A 14,984-nucleotide genomic window follows, 5' to 3' on the forward strand; every position below is an offset into this window, starting at 1 on the left:
CGTGTTTCAGGACCGCTTCATGGCGATGAAAAATGATTTCGCTCAAGAGACCGTGATGTCATGCGAGGGATGGTGTCGCAGGGCGTCCACCGCCCTAATCCTCGTCCTCCGGACCGCACCAGCCAGGCAGGTAGATCGCATCCTTGCTCCTCGCCGCAGCCATGGCGATCTCGAGCGCCTTGTCGAAATCAGCGTCGACCGCCTTGCGTGACAGCCTTCTGCGCAGGAAATCCGCCCACAGGAATTCGGAGAACGGCGTAGTGTCCTTGGCGAAGCCGCCCATGCGGCGCAATTCGCCGGCAAGGCTGCGGAATGGATCGTCCTTGAGATCGGCGAGCGATTTGGGCAGGTCGCGGAACGACCGCCGCTCGCCCTTGGCGTCGTAAGGATAGACCCAGCGCCTGTTGTCCATCACGCCCCAGAAAGCCTCGCGCTCGACCATCCTGAGGTCCCCGACGATGGTCACCAGCACCTCCTTGACGCCTTCATCGTGCAGCGCGCGGCCGAGATGATGATGGTCGATGACGTAGTAGCGCTTGTCTGGACCGAAGACGACGGGAATCATGTGCTTGCCGAGCAGGTCGGCCTGCTCCTTGTTGTCGTGCTCGCGCCAGCGCTTGCGTTTCTCCCTGACCTCGCGCAGTCCGACCGTCATCTGTGTCGGCCGGAGCGACATAATCGGGACCGGATGCACTCTCGGCTCGCGCGTGTTCGTCATGATCGAAAGTCCTCACACCGTTGCAGCTGATGTTCCGGTTCCCGCGGCTCATGCCATCGGATCCAGCGGCGATAAAATGCACGACGACCGGCTTCCCCGACGCTTTGGACCATCCATTCACAAATTGTGCGACTGCACAAATGCACGCGCGCATTCAGAAGATTTTCTGCAACGCTCTCGTCGCCTATGCTATCAAAATCGGAGCTTCGGAGTGATCCCGCCCCATGAACAACCAGCGGCCCATAAGCTCTGATGACGAGCACCGGGTGCTCCAGTTCAGGCCGCGCACCGCGCCTTCCCGGCCGGCCCAGCGCGGCAGCGGCACCGTGCAGCCGCTGCGCATCGCACCCGAACGGCTCGACTTGTCGCGCTATGAGCAGCCCCGCGCCGAACCCGACAATTTTCGCCAGCGCATGCTTGCCAACATCGCAGCGCTGGCCTTCACCATTGCTTTGACCGCGATCGGGATCTGGCTCGCGGTCAGCATCGCCGACCTGCGCCGGACCCAGGATTGCGTGCTGATGGGCCGCCGCGACTGTATCAAGATCACGACGCCACACATCTAGAGCCGGTCGCCGCCGGTCGTGCGCCGGGAGGCTCCGACAGGCATCCCCAGCCCTGTCGCCGCCCTTGTCCGGCTCCATTGAACTCAGGGCGGCGCTCCGATATACGGGCTTTCGACCCGGCCAGAGAGGGGTTAGAGGGCGTCATCAGGGGCGCGATGCCCACCCACCATGCCACTCTGGAATATCTGAGAAATACCCACAATCTATCAAAGGCTTAGTGATGTCCTCCACATTCGATCAGGTCGCTACGATCATCGCTGAAACCTGCGACATCCCGCGCGACACGATCACGCCGGATAGCCACGCCATCGATGACCTCGGCATCGACAGCCTCGATTTCCTCGATATCGCCTTCGCGATCGACAAGCAGTTCGGCATCAAGCTGCCGCTGGAAAAGTGGACCCAGGAGGTCAACGACGGCAAGGCGACCACCGAGCAATATTTCGTCCTGAAGAACCTGTGCGCCCGCATCGACGAACTGGTTGCGGCCAAGGGTGCGAGCGCCTAAGGGCGCAGTCATGCAACTCGAATACTTCCACATGATCGATCGCATCGTCGACCTCAAGGTCGACGAGAAGACGATCGTCGTCGAAGCCCAGGTCCCGAAGGAAAGCACCGTATTCGAGGGGCACTTCCCGGGCTATCCCTTGATGCCCGGCGTGCTTCTGATCGAATCGATGGCGCAGGCCTCCGGCTGGCTTCAGCTCGGCGTGTTCAAGTTCGAACGTATGCCGATCCTGGCTGCCGTGAAGGAGGCCAAGGTGCGCGGCTCGGTGTTCCCCGGCGATCTCATGAGCATCGAGGCGAGCCTCACCCACGAAGGCTCCGGCTATGCCATGACCGAGGCCAAGATCAAGGTTGGCGGCAAGCTGCGCGCGAATTCGGCGCTCACCTTCACGCTGATTCCCTTCCCCAATGCGGACATGCGCTCCCACATGGACGCGATCGCCAAGCGCGTCGGGTTTCCGCAACAGGCCGTATCGCCATGACTGACACTTCCGTTTCGAAGCCGGGCCAGACCGAAGTCTGGATCACGGGCATTGGGCTCGCCACCTCGCTTGGCGAGGGCCTGGATGCCAACTGGGCCGCGCTTCAGGAGAAGCGCATCAATGTCGACGAGAAGGGCTTTGCCCCCTACATCGTGCATCCGCTGATGCCGGTCAGCTTCGACAGCCAGATTCCCAAGAAGGGCGACCAGCGCCAGATGGAGGCCTGGCAGCGCATCGGCACCTATGCCGCCGGTCTTGCACTCGATTCCGCCGGCATCAAGGGCAACAAGGATATCCTGTCGAAGATCGACATGGTGGTCGCCGCCGGCGGCGGAGAGCGCGATCTCAACGTCGACACCGGCATTCTCACCGCCGAGGCCAAGGGCGCCAACGCGCCGGGCTTCCTGAACGAGCGGCTGATGAGCGATCTCAGGCCGACGCTGTTCCTGGCCCAGCTCTCCAACCTGCTCGCCGGCAACATCGCCATCGTGCACGGCTTGGGAGGTACCTCGCGCACCTTCATGGGTGAAGAGGTCGCCGGCGCCGATGCCGCGCGCATTGCGCTCGCGCGCATCGCCTCGGGCGAAAGCGACATCGCGCTGGTCGGCGGCTCGCACAACGGCGAACGCAAGGACCTGCTCGTCCTCTACGAATTCGGCGACTTCAACTTGAAGGACAAGTTCGCTCCCGTCTGGGCGCGCAAGGACCATCCCGGCTTCGCGCTCGGCTCGGCCGGCGCTTTCCTGGTGCTGGAATCGAAGGCGCATGCGGAAGCGCGCGGCGCGAAGCCGTTCGCAAAGCTGTCGAGCGTGGTCGCCGACCTCGCCAAGCGCAAGCAGCCCGGCGACATGGCTGCGACCCTGGAGAAGCTGTGGACCCAGTTGCCGAAGCGCGATGGCAAGGGCGCGATCATATCCGGCGCGACCGGTGCCGAGCCCGCGACCTCGGAAGAGCGCAATTTCCTGAAGAACCATGCCGAGTTCCCGGTGCGCTCGACCGGCACGATGTTCGGCCACGCCATGGAGACGCAATTCCCGCTCGGCATCGCGCTGGCCGCACTGTCCATCTCGCGCGGCGCGCTGTTCCCGCCGCATGATTCCACGGGGACCGAGATTGAAATGCAGGGCGCACCCACCCAGATTGTCGTGGTGGGGGCCGGACATTGGCGCGGCGAAGGCATGGCGCTGGTCGAGGCAGTTTAGCTAGCTCAAGCGGGGATCGACATGACTGCACCACGCGACAAACTCGGGCGTCCCGTCGTCGTCGTCACCGGCATGGGCATCATGACCTCGCTCGGCGCCGGCAAGGCCGACAATTGGGCGAAGCTCGTCGCCGGCGAATCCGGCATCCGCACCATCACGCGTTTTCCGGTCGACGGCCTGAAGACCACCATGGCCGGCACGGTCGATTTCGTCAGCGTCGATCCGTTCTCCTCGACCGCCCTGTCCGAGCGGATGGCCGAGTTGGTGACGCAGGAAGCCTTGGAGCAGTCCGGCATCGGCGCCAAGGCCGACTTCCCGGGTCCCCTCTTCCTCGCGGTTGCGCCGGTCGAGGTCGAATGGCCGCAGCGTCGCGAGCTTGGTCGCGCAGTCGGCCAGCAGGACATCACCTATGATGATCTGCTCCGCATTTCCGGCGGCGGCAAGTACAGCGCCTATCATCATCGCTTCATGTTCGGCTCGGTCGCCGCCTACCTCGCCGAGACCTTCGGCACCAAGGGCTCCCCGATCTCGCTGTCGACGGCCTGCGCGTCCGGAGCCACCTCGATCCAGCTCGGCGTCGAAGCGATCCGCCGCGGAGAGACCGATGCCGCGCTGTGCGTCGCGACCGACGGCACGGTCAATCCCGAGGCCATGGTGCGCTTCTCTCTGCTCTCGGCCCTGTCGACCCAGAACGATCCGCCGCAGGCGGCCTCCCGCCCCTTCTCGAAGAACCGCGACGGCTTCGTCATGGCCGAGGGCGCCGGCGCGCTGGTGCTCGAAAGCTATGAGGCGGCGACTGCACGCGGCGCAAAGATCCTCGGCGTGATCGCCGGTTGCGGCGAGCTCACCGATTCCTTCCACCGCACCCGCTCCTCGCCTGACGGCAAGCCGATCATCGGCTGCATGAACAAGACGCTGGCCGACGCCGGCATGACGCCGGACCAGATCGATCACATCAACGCGCACGGCACCGCGACGCCCGAGAACGACAAGATGGAGTACAACACGACATCGGCCGTGTTCGGCGAGCTTCTGCGGAAGATTCCGGTCACGTCGAACAAATCCATGGTCGGCCACACCATCTCGGCCGCCGGCGCAGTCGAGGCGATCTTCTCGCTGCTCACGCTCGAGCATCAGCGCATTCCGCCGACGATCAACTACGACACCCCGGACCCGACGATCCTGTTCGACGTCGTCGGCAACAAGGCGCGCGATGCCCGCGTCACCGCGGTGATGTCGAACTCGTTCGGTTTCGGCGGCCAGAACGCTTCGCTGATCCTGACCCGCGAACCGGCCTGACCGGACGCATGGCGCTGCTGACTGCGAGCACGAAGGCCCGCGCGCGCGAGGCTGCCAAATCGCTCGGCGGAAGCCTGATTGGCGCCGCGACCGTCGGCCTGCTGCGCACCACGCGCTATTTCGATCCGGTCAAGACCTCCGACTTCTTCGCGCGCGTCGTGAAGACGATCGGCCCGCGCCTGCGCGAGCATCGGATCGGCCGCGCCAATCTCGCCGCTGCCTTTCCGGAGAAATCGCCGGAGGAGATCGAGCAGATCCTGATGGGCGTGTGGGACAATCTCGGCCGCGTCGGCGCCGAATTCGCCCATATGGACAAGGTCTGGGACTACGACCGCGACCATCCCGAGAACAGCCGGATCGAATTGTCGCCGCGCAGCATCGAGCTGTTCGACCGGATCCGCGATGACGGCAAGCCGGCGCTGATCTTCGCTGCGCATCTCGCCAATTGGGAATTGCCGGCGCTCGCCGCCGTCGCGCATGGACTGGAGACCGCGATCCTCTATCGCCGCCCGAACATCGCCTCGGCCGACCGCATCATCCAGGAGATGCGACAGGTCAACATGGGCACGCTGATCCCGGCGGGCCGTGACGCCCCGCTCCGGCTCGCCCAGGCGCTGAAGGACGGCAAGCACGTCGCGATGCTGATCGACCAGTATCTCACCGGCGGCGTCGAGGTCACATTCTTCGGCCGCAAGACCCGCGCCAATCCGATGCTGGCGCGCCTGCTCCGCCAGGTCGAATGCCCGATCCACGGCGTCCGCATCATCCGCCTGCCCGGTGGCCGTTTCCGCGGCGAACTGACCGAAGAGGTCAAGCCGGTGCGCGATGCGGAGGGCAGGATCGACATCCAAGGCACGACGCAGGCGATCACCAGCGTGGTGGAAAGCTGGGTGCGCGAGCATCCCGAGCAGTGGCTTTGGCTGCATCGAAGGTGGCGTTAGTTACGTCGCCGTCGCGAGCAGCGAAGCCACGAAGCAATCCAGAGTTTTCGCTCGCTATGACGGCAATCCAGCTCAGCGCCCCGTCTTCACCTTGGTCCAGAGCCGGTTGATGATCCTCTGCGTGGCCGGCTCGCGCGCGGTGATGACGAACAACTTCGAGAGCGTCGCCTCGTCCGGATAGATGTTCTTGTCGTTCAGGATCTTCGGATCGACCAGCTTCTGGCTGGCGAGATTGCCGCTGGCGTAGGACAGGAAGTCGGCGTTCTTCGCCGCGACCTCGGGGCGGTAGAGATAGTTGATCAGCTCGTATGCTTCATTGACGTTCTTGGCATCGGCGGGGATCGCGAGATTGTCGAAGAACATCTGCGCGCCTTCCTTCGGGATGGCGTAGCCGATCTCGACGCCGCTGCTGTTCTTGGCTTCGGCTGCGCGGGCGCGTGCCTGCATGATGTCGCCGGACCAGCCGACCACGAAGCAGATCTCGCCGGTGGCGAGTGCGCTCAGATATTCGGACGAGTGAAACTTGCGTACGGAGGGCCGGACTTTTGCCACGGCCTCCGCTGCTTTCTCGAGGTCGGCCTGCTTGGTCGAGTTCGGATCGAGCCCGAGCCAGTTCAGCGCCGCCGGAAAGATGTCGTCGGCGGAGTCCAGCAAGTGCACGCCGCAATCTTTGAATTTTGCCAGGTTCTCCGGCTTGAAGACGATGTCCCAGCTGTCGATCTTGGCGTCGGGCCCGAGGATCTGCTTCACCTTGGCGACATTGTAACCGATGCCGGTCGTGCCCCACATGTAGTTGGCGGCGTAGACGTTGCCGGGGTCGTAGGTCGCAAGGTGCTTGGTCACCATCGGCCAGGCATTGGCGAGGTTCGGCAGTTTCGACTTGTCGAGCTTCTGGAAGATGTTGGCCTTGATCTGGCGCTGCAGGAAATAGGCGGTGGGCACCACCACATCATAGCCGGACTTGCCGGCCATCAGGCGCGTCTCCAGCGTCTCGTTGGCATCGAAGGTGTCATAGACCACCTTGATGCCGGTCTCCTTGGTGAAGGCTTCGAGGACGCCAGGCGCTATGTAATTGGACCAGTTGTAGAAGTTGACGACGCGCTCCTCGGCGGCGGCCGCCTGGGAAAGGAACGACACCGCCGCGGTGATTGCGAGACCGAGGCGAAACCCCGAGCGGCCGACCTTCGTCATCTCGTTCCTACCTCTTGCGCCCGCGCACCGCATCCGAGAGCCGCTCCAGCGCGGTATCGAGCGTCTGGTCCTTCTTGGCAAAACAGAAGCGCACCACTGAGGTCACCGGGTCCTGCTCGTAGAATGCCGAGACCGGGATCGCCGCGACCTTGTAATCCTTCACGATCCGCCAGCAGAACTCGGTGTCGCTCTCGTTGAGCCCTAGCGGCGACAGGTCGACGGTGAGGAAGTACGTGCCCTGCGACTTCAGCACGGGGAAGCCGAGGCTCTCGAGGCCCTTGGTCAGGCGGTCCCTGCTCCGGGTCAGATCCTTGCGCATCGACAGGAAATAGTCGTCGGATTTGCCGAGGCCGTAGGCGACGGCCACTTGCAGGTTCGGCGCGGTGGTGAAGGTCAGGAACTGGTGCACCTTGGCGGCGACGCGGAGCAGCGGCGGCGCGGCGCAGACGAAGCCGATCTTCCACCCCGTCAGCGAGAAGATCTTGCCGGCCGAGCCGACCTTGATGGTGCGCTCGCGCATGCCGGGGATGGTGATCAGCGGGATATGCTTGTGCTCGTCGAAGGTGACGTGCTCCCACACCTCGTCGCAGATCGCGATCACGTCGAACTCCTGGCAGTAGCGCGCCAGCAGCTCGAGGTCCTCGCGCGGATAGACCACCGCGCTAGGGTTCAGCGGGTTGTTGAACAGGACCGCCTTGGTCTTTGAATTGAACACGCTCTTCAGCATGTCCTCGTTCAGGCGCCAGTGCGGCGGCTCGAGCCGGACGAGGCGCGGAATGCCGCCGGCCTGGCGGATGATCGGCAAATAGGAATCATAGACCGGCTGGAAGCAGACCACCTCGTCGCCGGGCTGCACCACCGCGAGGATCGCCGAGGTCAATGCCTCGGTGCCGCCGGAGGTCACCATGACCTCGCTCATCGGGTCGAGCTTGAGGCCGTGCCAGTGGCCATAATGGGTCGCGATCGCCTGGCGCAGCTCCGGCAGACCCATCATCGACGGGTACTGGTTGTAGCCGTTCAGCGAGGCCTCGGCTGCGGCGCGGCGAATGTCCTCGGGGCCGGGATCGTCGGGAAAGCCCTGGCCGAGATTGATGGCCTCGTTGTCGCGCGCGGCCTGCGACATCGCCTCGAAGATGGTGACGGGAAGATCGGCGAAGACCTTGTTCAGGGACGAGCTTTTGGACATCGGGCCGATCAGCCGCCGAGCCTGGTCGGGAGTCCGGCCGCCTTCCAGGCCAGCATGCCGCCGGCCAGATGCCTGTCGTAAGGCAGGCCCGCCGCCTGCGCCGCCAGCGAGGCCGTCACCGAGCGCTTGCCCGAACGGCAGGCGAACACGACCTCCTTGCCTGCGGGATCGGGGATGGCCTTGGGATCGAAGGTCGAGAGCGGCACCACGACGCCGAAAGGATAGGCCTCGGCCTGAACCTCGTTCGGCTCGCGAACGTCGACGAGCAGATAGCGTCCTTCCGCGACACCTTTGGAGACCTCGTCCGGGGTCAGATCCTGCACTTGATTTGCCACATCATCCTCCAACGTCGCGGCCGCGCACCGGGGCGATCCCGGCTGGCGGCAACCTCGCCTCTCGGGAGACGAAAATCAAGCGCTACAAAGGCTTGAGCCGCGCGGCGCAAGTTAAAGCTAAATCGCAGCGACTTGAAGTCCGCTTTGAATCCGGGCCCTAGATCGCCACCTGCGTACCGACCTCCACGACGCGGCCGCTCGGGATCTGAAAATAATCGGTGGCGTCGTTGGCGGAGCGGCTCAGCGAGATGAACAGCCGGTCCTGCCAGCGCGGCATGTCGGAATGGGCCGCGGGCTTGAGCGCTCTGCGTGACAGGAAGAAGGAGGTCGACATGATGTCGAACTGCCAGCCCAGCTTGCGGGCGATCGCGAGCGCCTTCGGCACGTTGGGCGATTCCATGAAGCCGAACTTCAGCGTCACCTTGGAGAAGGTCGGCGAGATCTGCTCCAGCCTCACGCGGTCGGCCGGATCGATCCGCGGGGTCTGCGCGGTCTCGATGGTAAGAATGACATTCTTCTCGTGGAGCACCTTGTAGTGCTTCAAGCTATGCATCAGCGCGGTCGGCGCGCTGAGCGGGTCCGAGGTCAGGAACACCGCGGTGCCTGGGACTCGTTGCGGCGGCCGTTTCTCCAGCATGGCCACGAGGTCCGCGAGCGGGAATTCGAGCTTGCGCGACTTCTCGAACAGCAGACGGCTGCCGCGCCGCCACGTATACATCAGGATGACCATGAGCGCGCCGAGCGCCAGCGGCATCCAGCCGCCCTCGAACACCTTCAGGAGGTTCGCGGTCAGGAAGGTCAGATCCAGGAACAAGAACGGTGCGATCAGCACCCCGGCGGCGAGCGGCGGCCATCGCCAGCCCTTCCAGATCACGACGAAGCCCATCATTGCCGTGACCACCATGGTGCCGGTGACCGAGATGCCGTAGGCGGAAGCCAGGGCGCTGGACGAGCGGAACAAGAGCACCAGCAGCACCACTGCGACGAGCAGCAACTGGTTGATGCGGGGGATGAAGATCTGGCCGGAATGAGCTTCCGACGTATGGCGAATTTCGAAGCGCGGCAATAGGCCGAGCTGGATCGCCTGCCGCGTCAGCGAATAGGCGCCGGTGATGACGGCCTGGCTCGCGATGACCGTGGCGGCGATGGCCAGCACGACCATGCTGCCGCGGAAAAAGCCTTGCGGAAAGAGCTGGAAGAACGGGCTCACGATCGCGCCGGGGTCGCTGAGGACAAGCGCCCCTTGCCCTAGATAGTTGAGCGCCAGCGACGGCAGCACGATGGAGAGCCAGGCAAACTGGATCGGCCGCTTGCCGAAATGGCCGAGGTCGGCATAGAGCGCCTCGGCGCCGGTGACTGCCAGGAACACGGCGCCCAGGGTCACGAAGCCGATGATGCCATGGTGCAGCATGAAGGACACCGCATGGAGCGGGTTGAGCGCAAGCAGCACCTGCGGCTGCTGGATGATCGGATGGACCGCCGCTGCCGCGATGACTGCGAACCACACGCACATGATCGGGCCAAAGAACGCTGCGACGCGCGCCGTGCCGCGGGACTGCACAGCGAACAGACAGACGAGGATCACGATGGTCAGCGGAACGATATAGGGCTCGAATGTCAGGGTGACGTCCTTCATGCCCTCGATTGCGGACAGCACCGACAGGGCCGGCGTGATCACGGCATCGCCATAGAACAGGGCTCCGGAAATGATGCCGAGCAGGACGATGGTTCCCCCGCCGGTGCCAACCGCCCGTTGGGCCAGCGCCATCAGCGCCAGGGTGCCGCCCTCACCGTTGTTGTCGGCCCGGAGAAGGATCACGACGTATTTGAGCGTCACCACGATGATGAGCGCCCATAGGATCAGGGAGAGCACACCGAGCACGGCTGCCGGCGTCGGCAATCCCTCCGCACCCGAGGCCGCCATCACGGCCTCGCGGAACGCGTAGAGCGGGCTGGTGCCGATGTCGCCATAGACGACGCCGATGCTGCCGAGGGTCAGTGCACCGAAACGGGCCGTTGTGTGGGCCTCGCCATGCCCATTGGCCACCGCCGTTTCCGGGGCAGGAACTGCTGCTACGTCGGTTGTCATGGGAGAGCCCAGTGGCCTCAAAATGCTTCACGGCACAACGGCGGAAGAGCGCGCGGCTTATAGTCTTGCGCCAGCGGCATGGCCTAGCCTGTTTGCGGGCCGGAGCCATGCAGATATGCATGGCTTTGCCGATGCACTTAGATGGTGACCTGGGTTCCGACTTCAACCACCCGCCCGGTGGGAATCTGGAAGTAGTCGGTGGCATCGTTGGCGGACCGGCTCAGCGCGATGAACAAATGGTCCTGCCACAGCGGCATGCCCGACTGCGCCGATGCCTTCAGCGACCTTCGCGACACGAAGAAGGATGTCGACATGATGTCGAATTGCCAGCCCTGCTTGCGCGCGATCGCAAGCGCCTTGGGCACGTTCGGCTGCTCCATATAGCCGAAGCGCAGACGGACCTTGGAGAACTTGTCGCTGATCTTCTCCATCCGGAACCGCTCCGACAGATCGACCCTCGGCGTGTGCGCGGTCTCGATGGTCAGGATCACGTTGTGCTCGTGCAGCACCTTGTTGTGCTTGAGATTGTGCAGAAGCGCGGTCGGTACGAAGGCGGGATCGCTGGTCAGGAACACCGCCGTGCCCTTGACGATATGCGGCGGCCGCTTCTCCAGGCTGCCGACCAGATCGTCCAGCGGCACCTCGATCCGTCGCGTCTTCTGGATCAGGATTCCGGACCCCTTGCGCCAAGTCCAGATCGTCCCTGCCATGACGACGCCGAACAGCAGCGGCACCCAGGCGCCGTCGAGCAGCTTGAGCAGGTTGGCGCTGAAGAAGCTCAAATCGACGATCACGAAGGGCACGATCACGGCTGCGGCCGTTGCCGCGCGCCAGTTCCACAGCTTCCAGATCACGACGAAACCCATGATGCCGTCGACGACCATGGTGGTGGAGACGGCAATGCCGTAGGCCGAGGCCAGATTGCTGGGGGTGTGGAACAGCAGCACCAGCAGCATCACGCCGATCAGCAACAGGCGGTTGACGCGGGGCAGATAGATCTGGCCGGCGTGGGATTCGGAGGTGTAACGCACCTCGAAACGCGGCAAGAGACCGAGCTGCACGGCCTGATAGACCAGCGAATAGGCGCCCGTGATCACCGCTTGGCTCGCGATCACGGTTGCCGCCGTCGCAAGTCCGACCAGCGGCAGCACCAGGCTGTCGGGCACCATGCGGTAGAAGGAATGTTCGATCGCGCTGGGATCGGACAGCACGAGCGCCCCCTGCCCGAAATAGTTGATCAAGAGGGCCGGCAGCACGAAGAACATCCACGCCGACTGGATCGGCTTGCGCCCGAAATGGCCGAGATCGGCATAAAGCGCCTCGCCGCCGGTCACCGCCAGAAACACGGCGCCAAGCGTGACGAGGCCGATGATGCCGTGCGACAGCACGAATTGCACCGCGTAATAGGGATTGATTGCCGCGAGCACGGTGGGGTCGTCGGCAATGTGCACTGCCCCCATCACCGCAATCACGGCGAACCAGACGACCATCACCGGCCCGAAGGCCGATGCGACCAGGGCGGTTCCCTTGCTCTGGACCGCGAACAGCAGCACCAGGATGAGGACGGTCAGCGGCACCACATAGTGCTCGAGCGCGGGCGTTGCCAGCTTGAGGCCCTGCACTGCCGACAGCACCGAGATCGCCGGCGTGATCATGGAATCGCCGATGAACATGGAAGCGCCGACCACACCGAGCGCGAGCAGAACCCAGCTTCGTCGCCCGAGCGCGCGCTGGCCGAGCGCCATCAGCGACAGCGTGCCGCCCTCCCCGTTATTGTCGGCGCGCAGCAGCAGCAGCACGTATTTGGCGGTGACGACGATCAGCAGCGCCCACAGAATCAGCGAGAGCACGCCCAGCACGATGACCCGCGACACCGGCTCGCCATGGGCCGCGCCCTTGACCGCCTCGTGGAATGCATAGAGCGGCGAGGTGCCGATATCCCCGAAGACGACGCCGATGCTCCCGAGCGTAAGGGCCCAAAAGCCTGTTTTGACCGGTTGCCCGTCCTGGGTCTCGGTCGATGTGATGCTCGCCGTCATGGGGGTGAAAAACGCTTCCGTCCCTGAATTGATCCGGCGCCTTTTGACGCTTCCCGCGCGCGTGTCAATCGGCCCCCCACCTTAGCAGGCCTTGAGACGGATGCTGTGACGGTGCGGCCACGCTTGTCGCCCGCGCGACGACATGTCTCAGGTATAATCGTAGTGCAAGAGGGTCACGGCTTCAGATTGGGCGGCAGCGGCGGATCTTCACGCATCAGGGTGATGGTCACCCGACGGTTGGCAGCGAGCGAGGGATCGTCCGGAAACAGCGGCTGCGTATCCGCCTTGCCCGAGACGGCGAAGATGTGCGACGGCGGCAGGCCTTCGCGTTCGAGGATCTGTCGCACGGCGTTGGCGCGGTCTGCCGACAGGTCGAAGGCGCCGTAGTCGCTGCGGGTCGGCACGAATCCGGCCGCGGTGTGGCCGGTGATGGAAACCCGCAGCGGGGTGGCCTTGAGTGGGATCGCTAGCTTCTCGACCAGGCGCCGCGTGCGGTCGTAAGGCACCTTGGAGCCGTCGGCGAACATCGAGCGGCCGTCCTGGTCGACGATCTCGAGATTGAGGCCCTGCTTGGTTTCCTCGAACATGATGTGCTTGGACATCTCGGTCAGCTCCGGCATGTCCTGCAACGCCTGGCGCAGCGAGGCTGCGGCCAGGGCGAAATTGCGGTCGACCTTGATCTTGGCGCCGGAGGTCTTCTCGCGATCCTCCTGATCCGGCGTCGGCGTGTTGGACGAATCTTCGGGCTGGATGTGGTCGACGTTCTTGAGCCGCGGACGCGTCGGCAGGCCGTCGGATTCGACGATGCCCGAGTAGCGCGCTTCGGTCTGCACGCCGAACGCCTCGCGCATCGAGCCCGCGACGATCTTGAGCTTGTTGGCATCCTGTGTCGAGAACGCGACCAGCATCACGAAGAACGCCAGCAGCAGCGCCATCAGGTCGGCGAAGGTTACGAACCAGCCGTGGCCGCCGCCGTGAGCATCGCCGCGCTTTTTCTTGGCCATCTCTCAAATCCCGGCGGCGGCCTCAAGCCGGCACCGGCTCGCCTTCGGTGTGACGATGCTTCTCCGGCAGATAGGCCAGCAGCATTTCGCGCACGAGCGTTGGGCTCTTGGAGTCGCGGATCATCAGGATGCCGTCGATGATCAGGGTGCGGTTCGTCTCTTCGTCCAGCAGCTTGCCGTGCAGCTTGTCTGCGATCGGCAAGCAGATCAGGTTGGCGACGACGGCGCCGTAGAGCGTCGCCAGCAACGCGGTGGCCATGAACGGACCGAGCTTGGAAGGATCCGACATGTTGGAGAACATCTGCACCATGCCAAGCAGCGTGCCGATCATGCCGAACGCCGGAGCGCAGTCACCGACGGCGCGATAGATCTTGCTGCCTTCGTCGAGGTGCATCAGGAAGTTGTCGCGGTCGCGCTCCAGATTGTCGCGAATGAAATCGAGATCGTAGCCGTCGGCGACGTAGCGGATGCCCTTGGCGAGGAACGGCTCGTCCGTCTCGACCTTTTCCAGTCCGACCGGGCCCTGCTTGCGGGCGATTTCGGCGATGCGGGCGAGCTCGTCGACGAGGTCGTGGGCCGAAAGGCGGCTCAGGGTAAAGGCAAACTTCGCGCCGAGCGGCACGCCGTGGATCATCGCAGACAGTGGAAAGCGGATCATTGTTGCGGCGAACGAGCCGCCGAAGATGACGATGACGGCGTGGATGTCGTAAAACATCCCGAAGCTGCCGCCCATCAAGATCAGGGTCGACACCACAGTGGCGCCCGCCACCAAGCCGACAAGTGTTGCGATATCCATTACTGACTCCAACACGTACGCAACAACGGCTGTCCTGGCCGCTGACGCGGCCCAACCCGAACCGCATCGCAGGACCCTAGAGCCCCGCCCTTAAAGCCGCGTAAAGGTTAAGTCCGGACAGCGCGGCATCCGCCGCTGCGAACACCGCAATTGCCGTCCAGCGACAGGAATCTCAACACTTCGCTAACCATGCAGATAGCGTCGGCCCACGGTTCGGCTGCGGCCCTGCGCCACATCCGGAACGGGGGATGAATTGCTATTCTGAAGGCCGGTCGCATGCTGGATCGCCGGAGCCGTCGCGATGTTGACGCTGTTCAGTGTTCTTACTGCGCTGCCGGCGGTGCTGGCACTTCACCTGCTCGAACCGGAGCTCGTCCTGCCGGTCTTCAGCCTCGTGCTCTTTGCAGAGGCGGCTTTCGCCGTGATCTTGGCGCGCCTGATTCCCATCCCGGACAATGCGGACAGCATCACCCTGTTGGACCTCGCCGGCGGGTTCACCCTGATTGGATGCGCCGCAGCGATGTTCGGCGAGCCGGACCAGGCGGTCCTGTTTCTGACGGAACAAGGCGACCCGCGGCCGGCGTCGCGGCCGTAGGTCGTCCCTGCCTGGAGCCTGATCTGAAAGAATG

The 14,984-nt window shown here is 64.1% G+C and carries 15 protein-coding genes; 7 read left to right on the forward strand and 8 right to left on the reverse strand.

From position 1 onward, the window contains the following. Positions 1-94 precede the first annotated feature (94 nt). Positions 95-718 carry a ParB-like protein gene (locus ASG57_RS04595; protein WP_024338319.1) on the reverse strand — a complete coding sequence of 208 codons (624 nt, stop codon included), beginning with the start codon at positions 716-718 and terminating at the stop codon, positions 95-97. Between the two features lie 224 nt (positions 719-942). Here ASG57_RS04595 and ASG57_RS04600 point away from each other — a divergent pair, with 224 nt between their 5' ends. The 6 genes from ASG57_RS04600 to ASG57_RS04625 all read left to right on the forward strand — a co-directional run bounded on the left by ASG57_RS04600 (position 943) and on the right by ASG57_RS04625 (position 5,715). Continuing rightward, positions 943-1,284: a hypothetical protein gene (locus tag ASG57_RS04600; protein ID WP_024338321.1), complete on the forward strand. Its 342-nt coding sequence runs from the start codon at positions 943-945 to the stop codon at positions 1,282-1,284. 220 nt (positions 1,285-1,504) lie between these two features. Next, complete coding sequence (locus ASG57_RS04605; protein WP_007592476.1) at positions 1,505-1,792, forward strand: acyl carrier protein; 288 nt, start codon at positions 1,505-1,507, stop codon at positions 1,790-1,792. 10 nt (positions 1,793-1,802) lie between these two features. Next, a complete protein-coding gene (locus ASG57_RS04610; protein WP_024338322.1) occupies positions 1,803-2,273 on the forward strand; it encodes a 3-hydroxyacyl-ACP dehydratase FabZ family protein in 471 nt (156 codons plus the stop codon). Beyond that, positions 2,270-3,475: a beta-ketoacyl-ACP synthase gene (locus tag ASG57_RS04615; protein ID WP_024338323.1), complete on the forward strand. Its 1,206-nt coding sequence runs from the start codon at positions 2,270-2,272 to the stop codon at positions 3,473-3,475. The genes ASG57_RS04610 and ASG57_RS04615 overlap by 4 nt, the downstream gene beginning before the upstream one ends. A gap of 21 nt (positions 3,476-3,496) precedes the next feature. Beyond that, positions 3,497-4,774 (forward strand): beta-ketoacyl-ACP synthase, encoded by a 1,278-nt coding sequence (locus tag ASG57_RS04620; RefSeq protein WP_024338324.1) that lies wholly within the window; start codon positions 3,497-3,499, stop codon positions 4,772-4,774. Between the two features lie 8 nt (positions 4,775-4,782). After that, positions 4,783-5,715 (forward strand): lipid A biosynthesis lauroyl acyltransferase, encoded by a 933-nt coding sequence (locus ASG57_RS04625; RefSeq protein ID WP_024338325.1) that lies wholly within the window; start codon positions 4,783-4,785, stop codon positions 5,713-5,715. A 72-nt stretch (positions 5,716-5,787) separates the two neighbouring features. Here the strand turns inward: ASG57_RS04625 and ASG57_RS04630 are convergent, their stop codons facing one another. The 7 genes from ASG57_RS04630 to ASG57_RS04660 form a co-directional block, all read right to left on the reverse strand. After that, complete coding sequence (locus tag ASG57_RS04630; protein WP_024338326.1) at positions 5,788-6,906, reverse strand: polyamine ABC transporter substrate-binding protein; 1,119 nt, start codon at positions 6,904-6,906, stop codon at positions 5,788-5,790. Positions 6,907-6,913: 7 nt separating this feature from the next. Next, positions 6,914-8,092 carry an aminotransferase gene (locus ASG57_RS04635; protein ID WP_024338327.1) on the reverse strand — a complete coding sequence of 393 codons (1,179 nt, stop codon included), beginning with the start codon at positions 8,090-8,092 and terminating at the stop codon, positions 6,914-6,916. Between the two features lie 8 nt (positions 8,093-8,100). Then, a complete protein-coding gene (locus ASG57_RS04640; RefSeq protein WP_024338328.1) occupies positions 8,101-8,427 on the reverse strand; it encodes a rhodanese-like domain-containing protein in 327 nt (108 codons plus the stop codon). 157 nt (positions 8,428-8,584) lie between these two features. Further along, complete coding sequence (locus ASG57_RS04645) at positions 8,585-10,516, reverse strand: potassium transporter Kup (RefSeq protein ID WP_057195769.1); 1,932 nt, start codon at positions 10,514-10,516, stop codon at positions 8,585-8,587. 137 nt (positions 10,517-10,653) lie between these two features. Further along, positions 10,654-12,555 carry a potassium transporter Kup gene (locus tag ASG57_RS04650; RefSeq protein ID WP_024338330.1) on the reverse strand — a complete coding sequence of 634 codons (1,902 nt, stop codon included), beginning with the start codon at positions 12,553-12,555 and terminating at the stop codon, positions 10,654-10,656. A 173-nt stretch (positions 12,556-12,728) separates the two neighbouring features. Then, entirely contained in the window at positions 12,729-13,559 is an 831-nt protein-coding gene (locus ASG57_RS04655) for an OmpA/MotB family protein (protein ID WP_024338331.1), read from the reverse strand. A gap of 22 nt (positions 13,560-13,581) precedes the next feature. Further along, positions 13,582-14,355, reverse strand: coding sequence for a motility protein A (locus tag ASG57_RS04660; RefSeq protein ID WP_024338332.1), 774 nt, complete (start codon positions 14,353-14,355; stop codon positions 13,582-13,584). Positions 14,356-14,656: 301 nt separating this feature from the next. Here ASG57_RS04660 and ASG57_RS04665 point away from each other — a divergent pair, with 301 nt between their 5' ends. Next, complete coding sequence (locus ASG57_RS04665) at positions 14,657-14,950, forward strand: hypothetical protein (RefSeq protein ID WP_024338333.1); 294 nt, start codon at positions 14,657-14,659, stop codon at positions 14,948-14,950. The last annotated feature ends 34 nt before the right edge of the window (positions 14,951-14,984 follow it).

Source organism: Bradyrhizobium sp. Leaf396 (genome assembly GCF_001424605.1).
GTDB lineage: Bacteria > Pseudomonadota > Alphaproteobacteria > Rhizobiales > Xanthobacteraceae > Bradyrhizobium > Bradyrhizobium japonicum_C.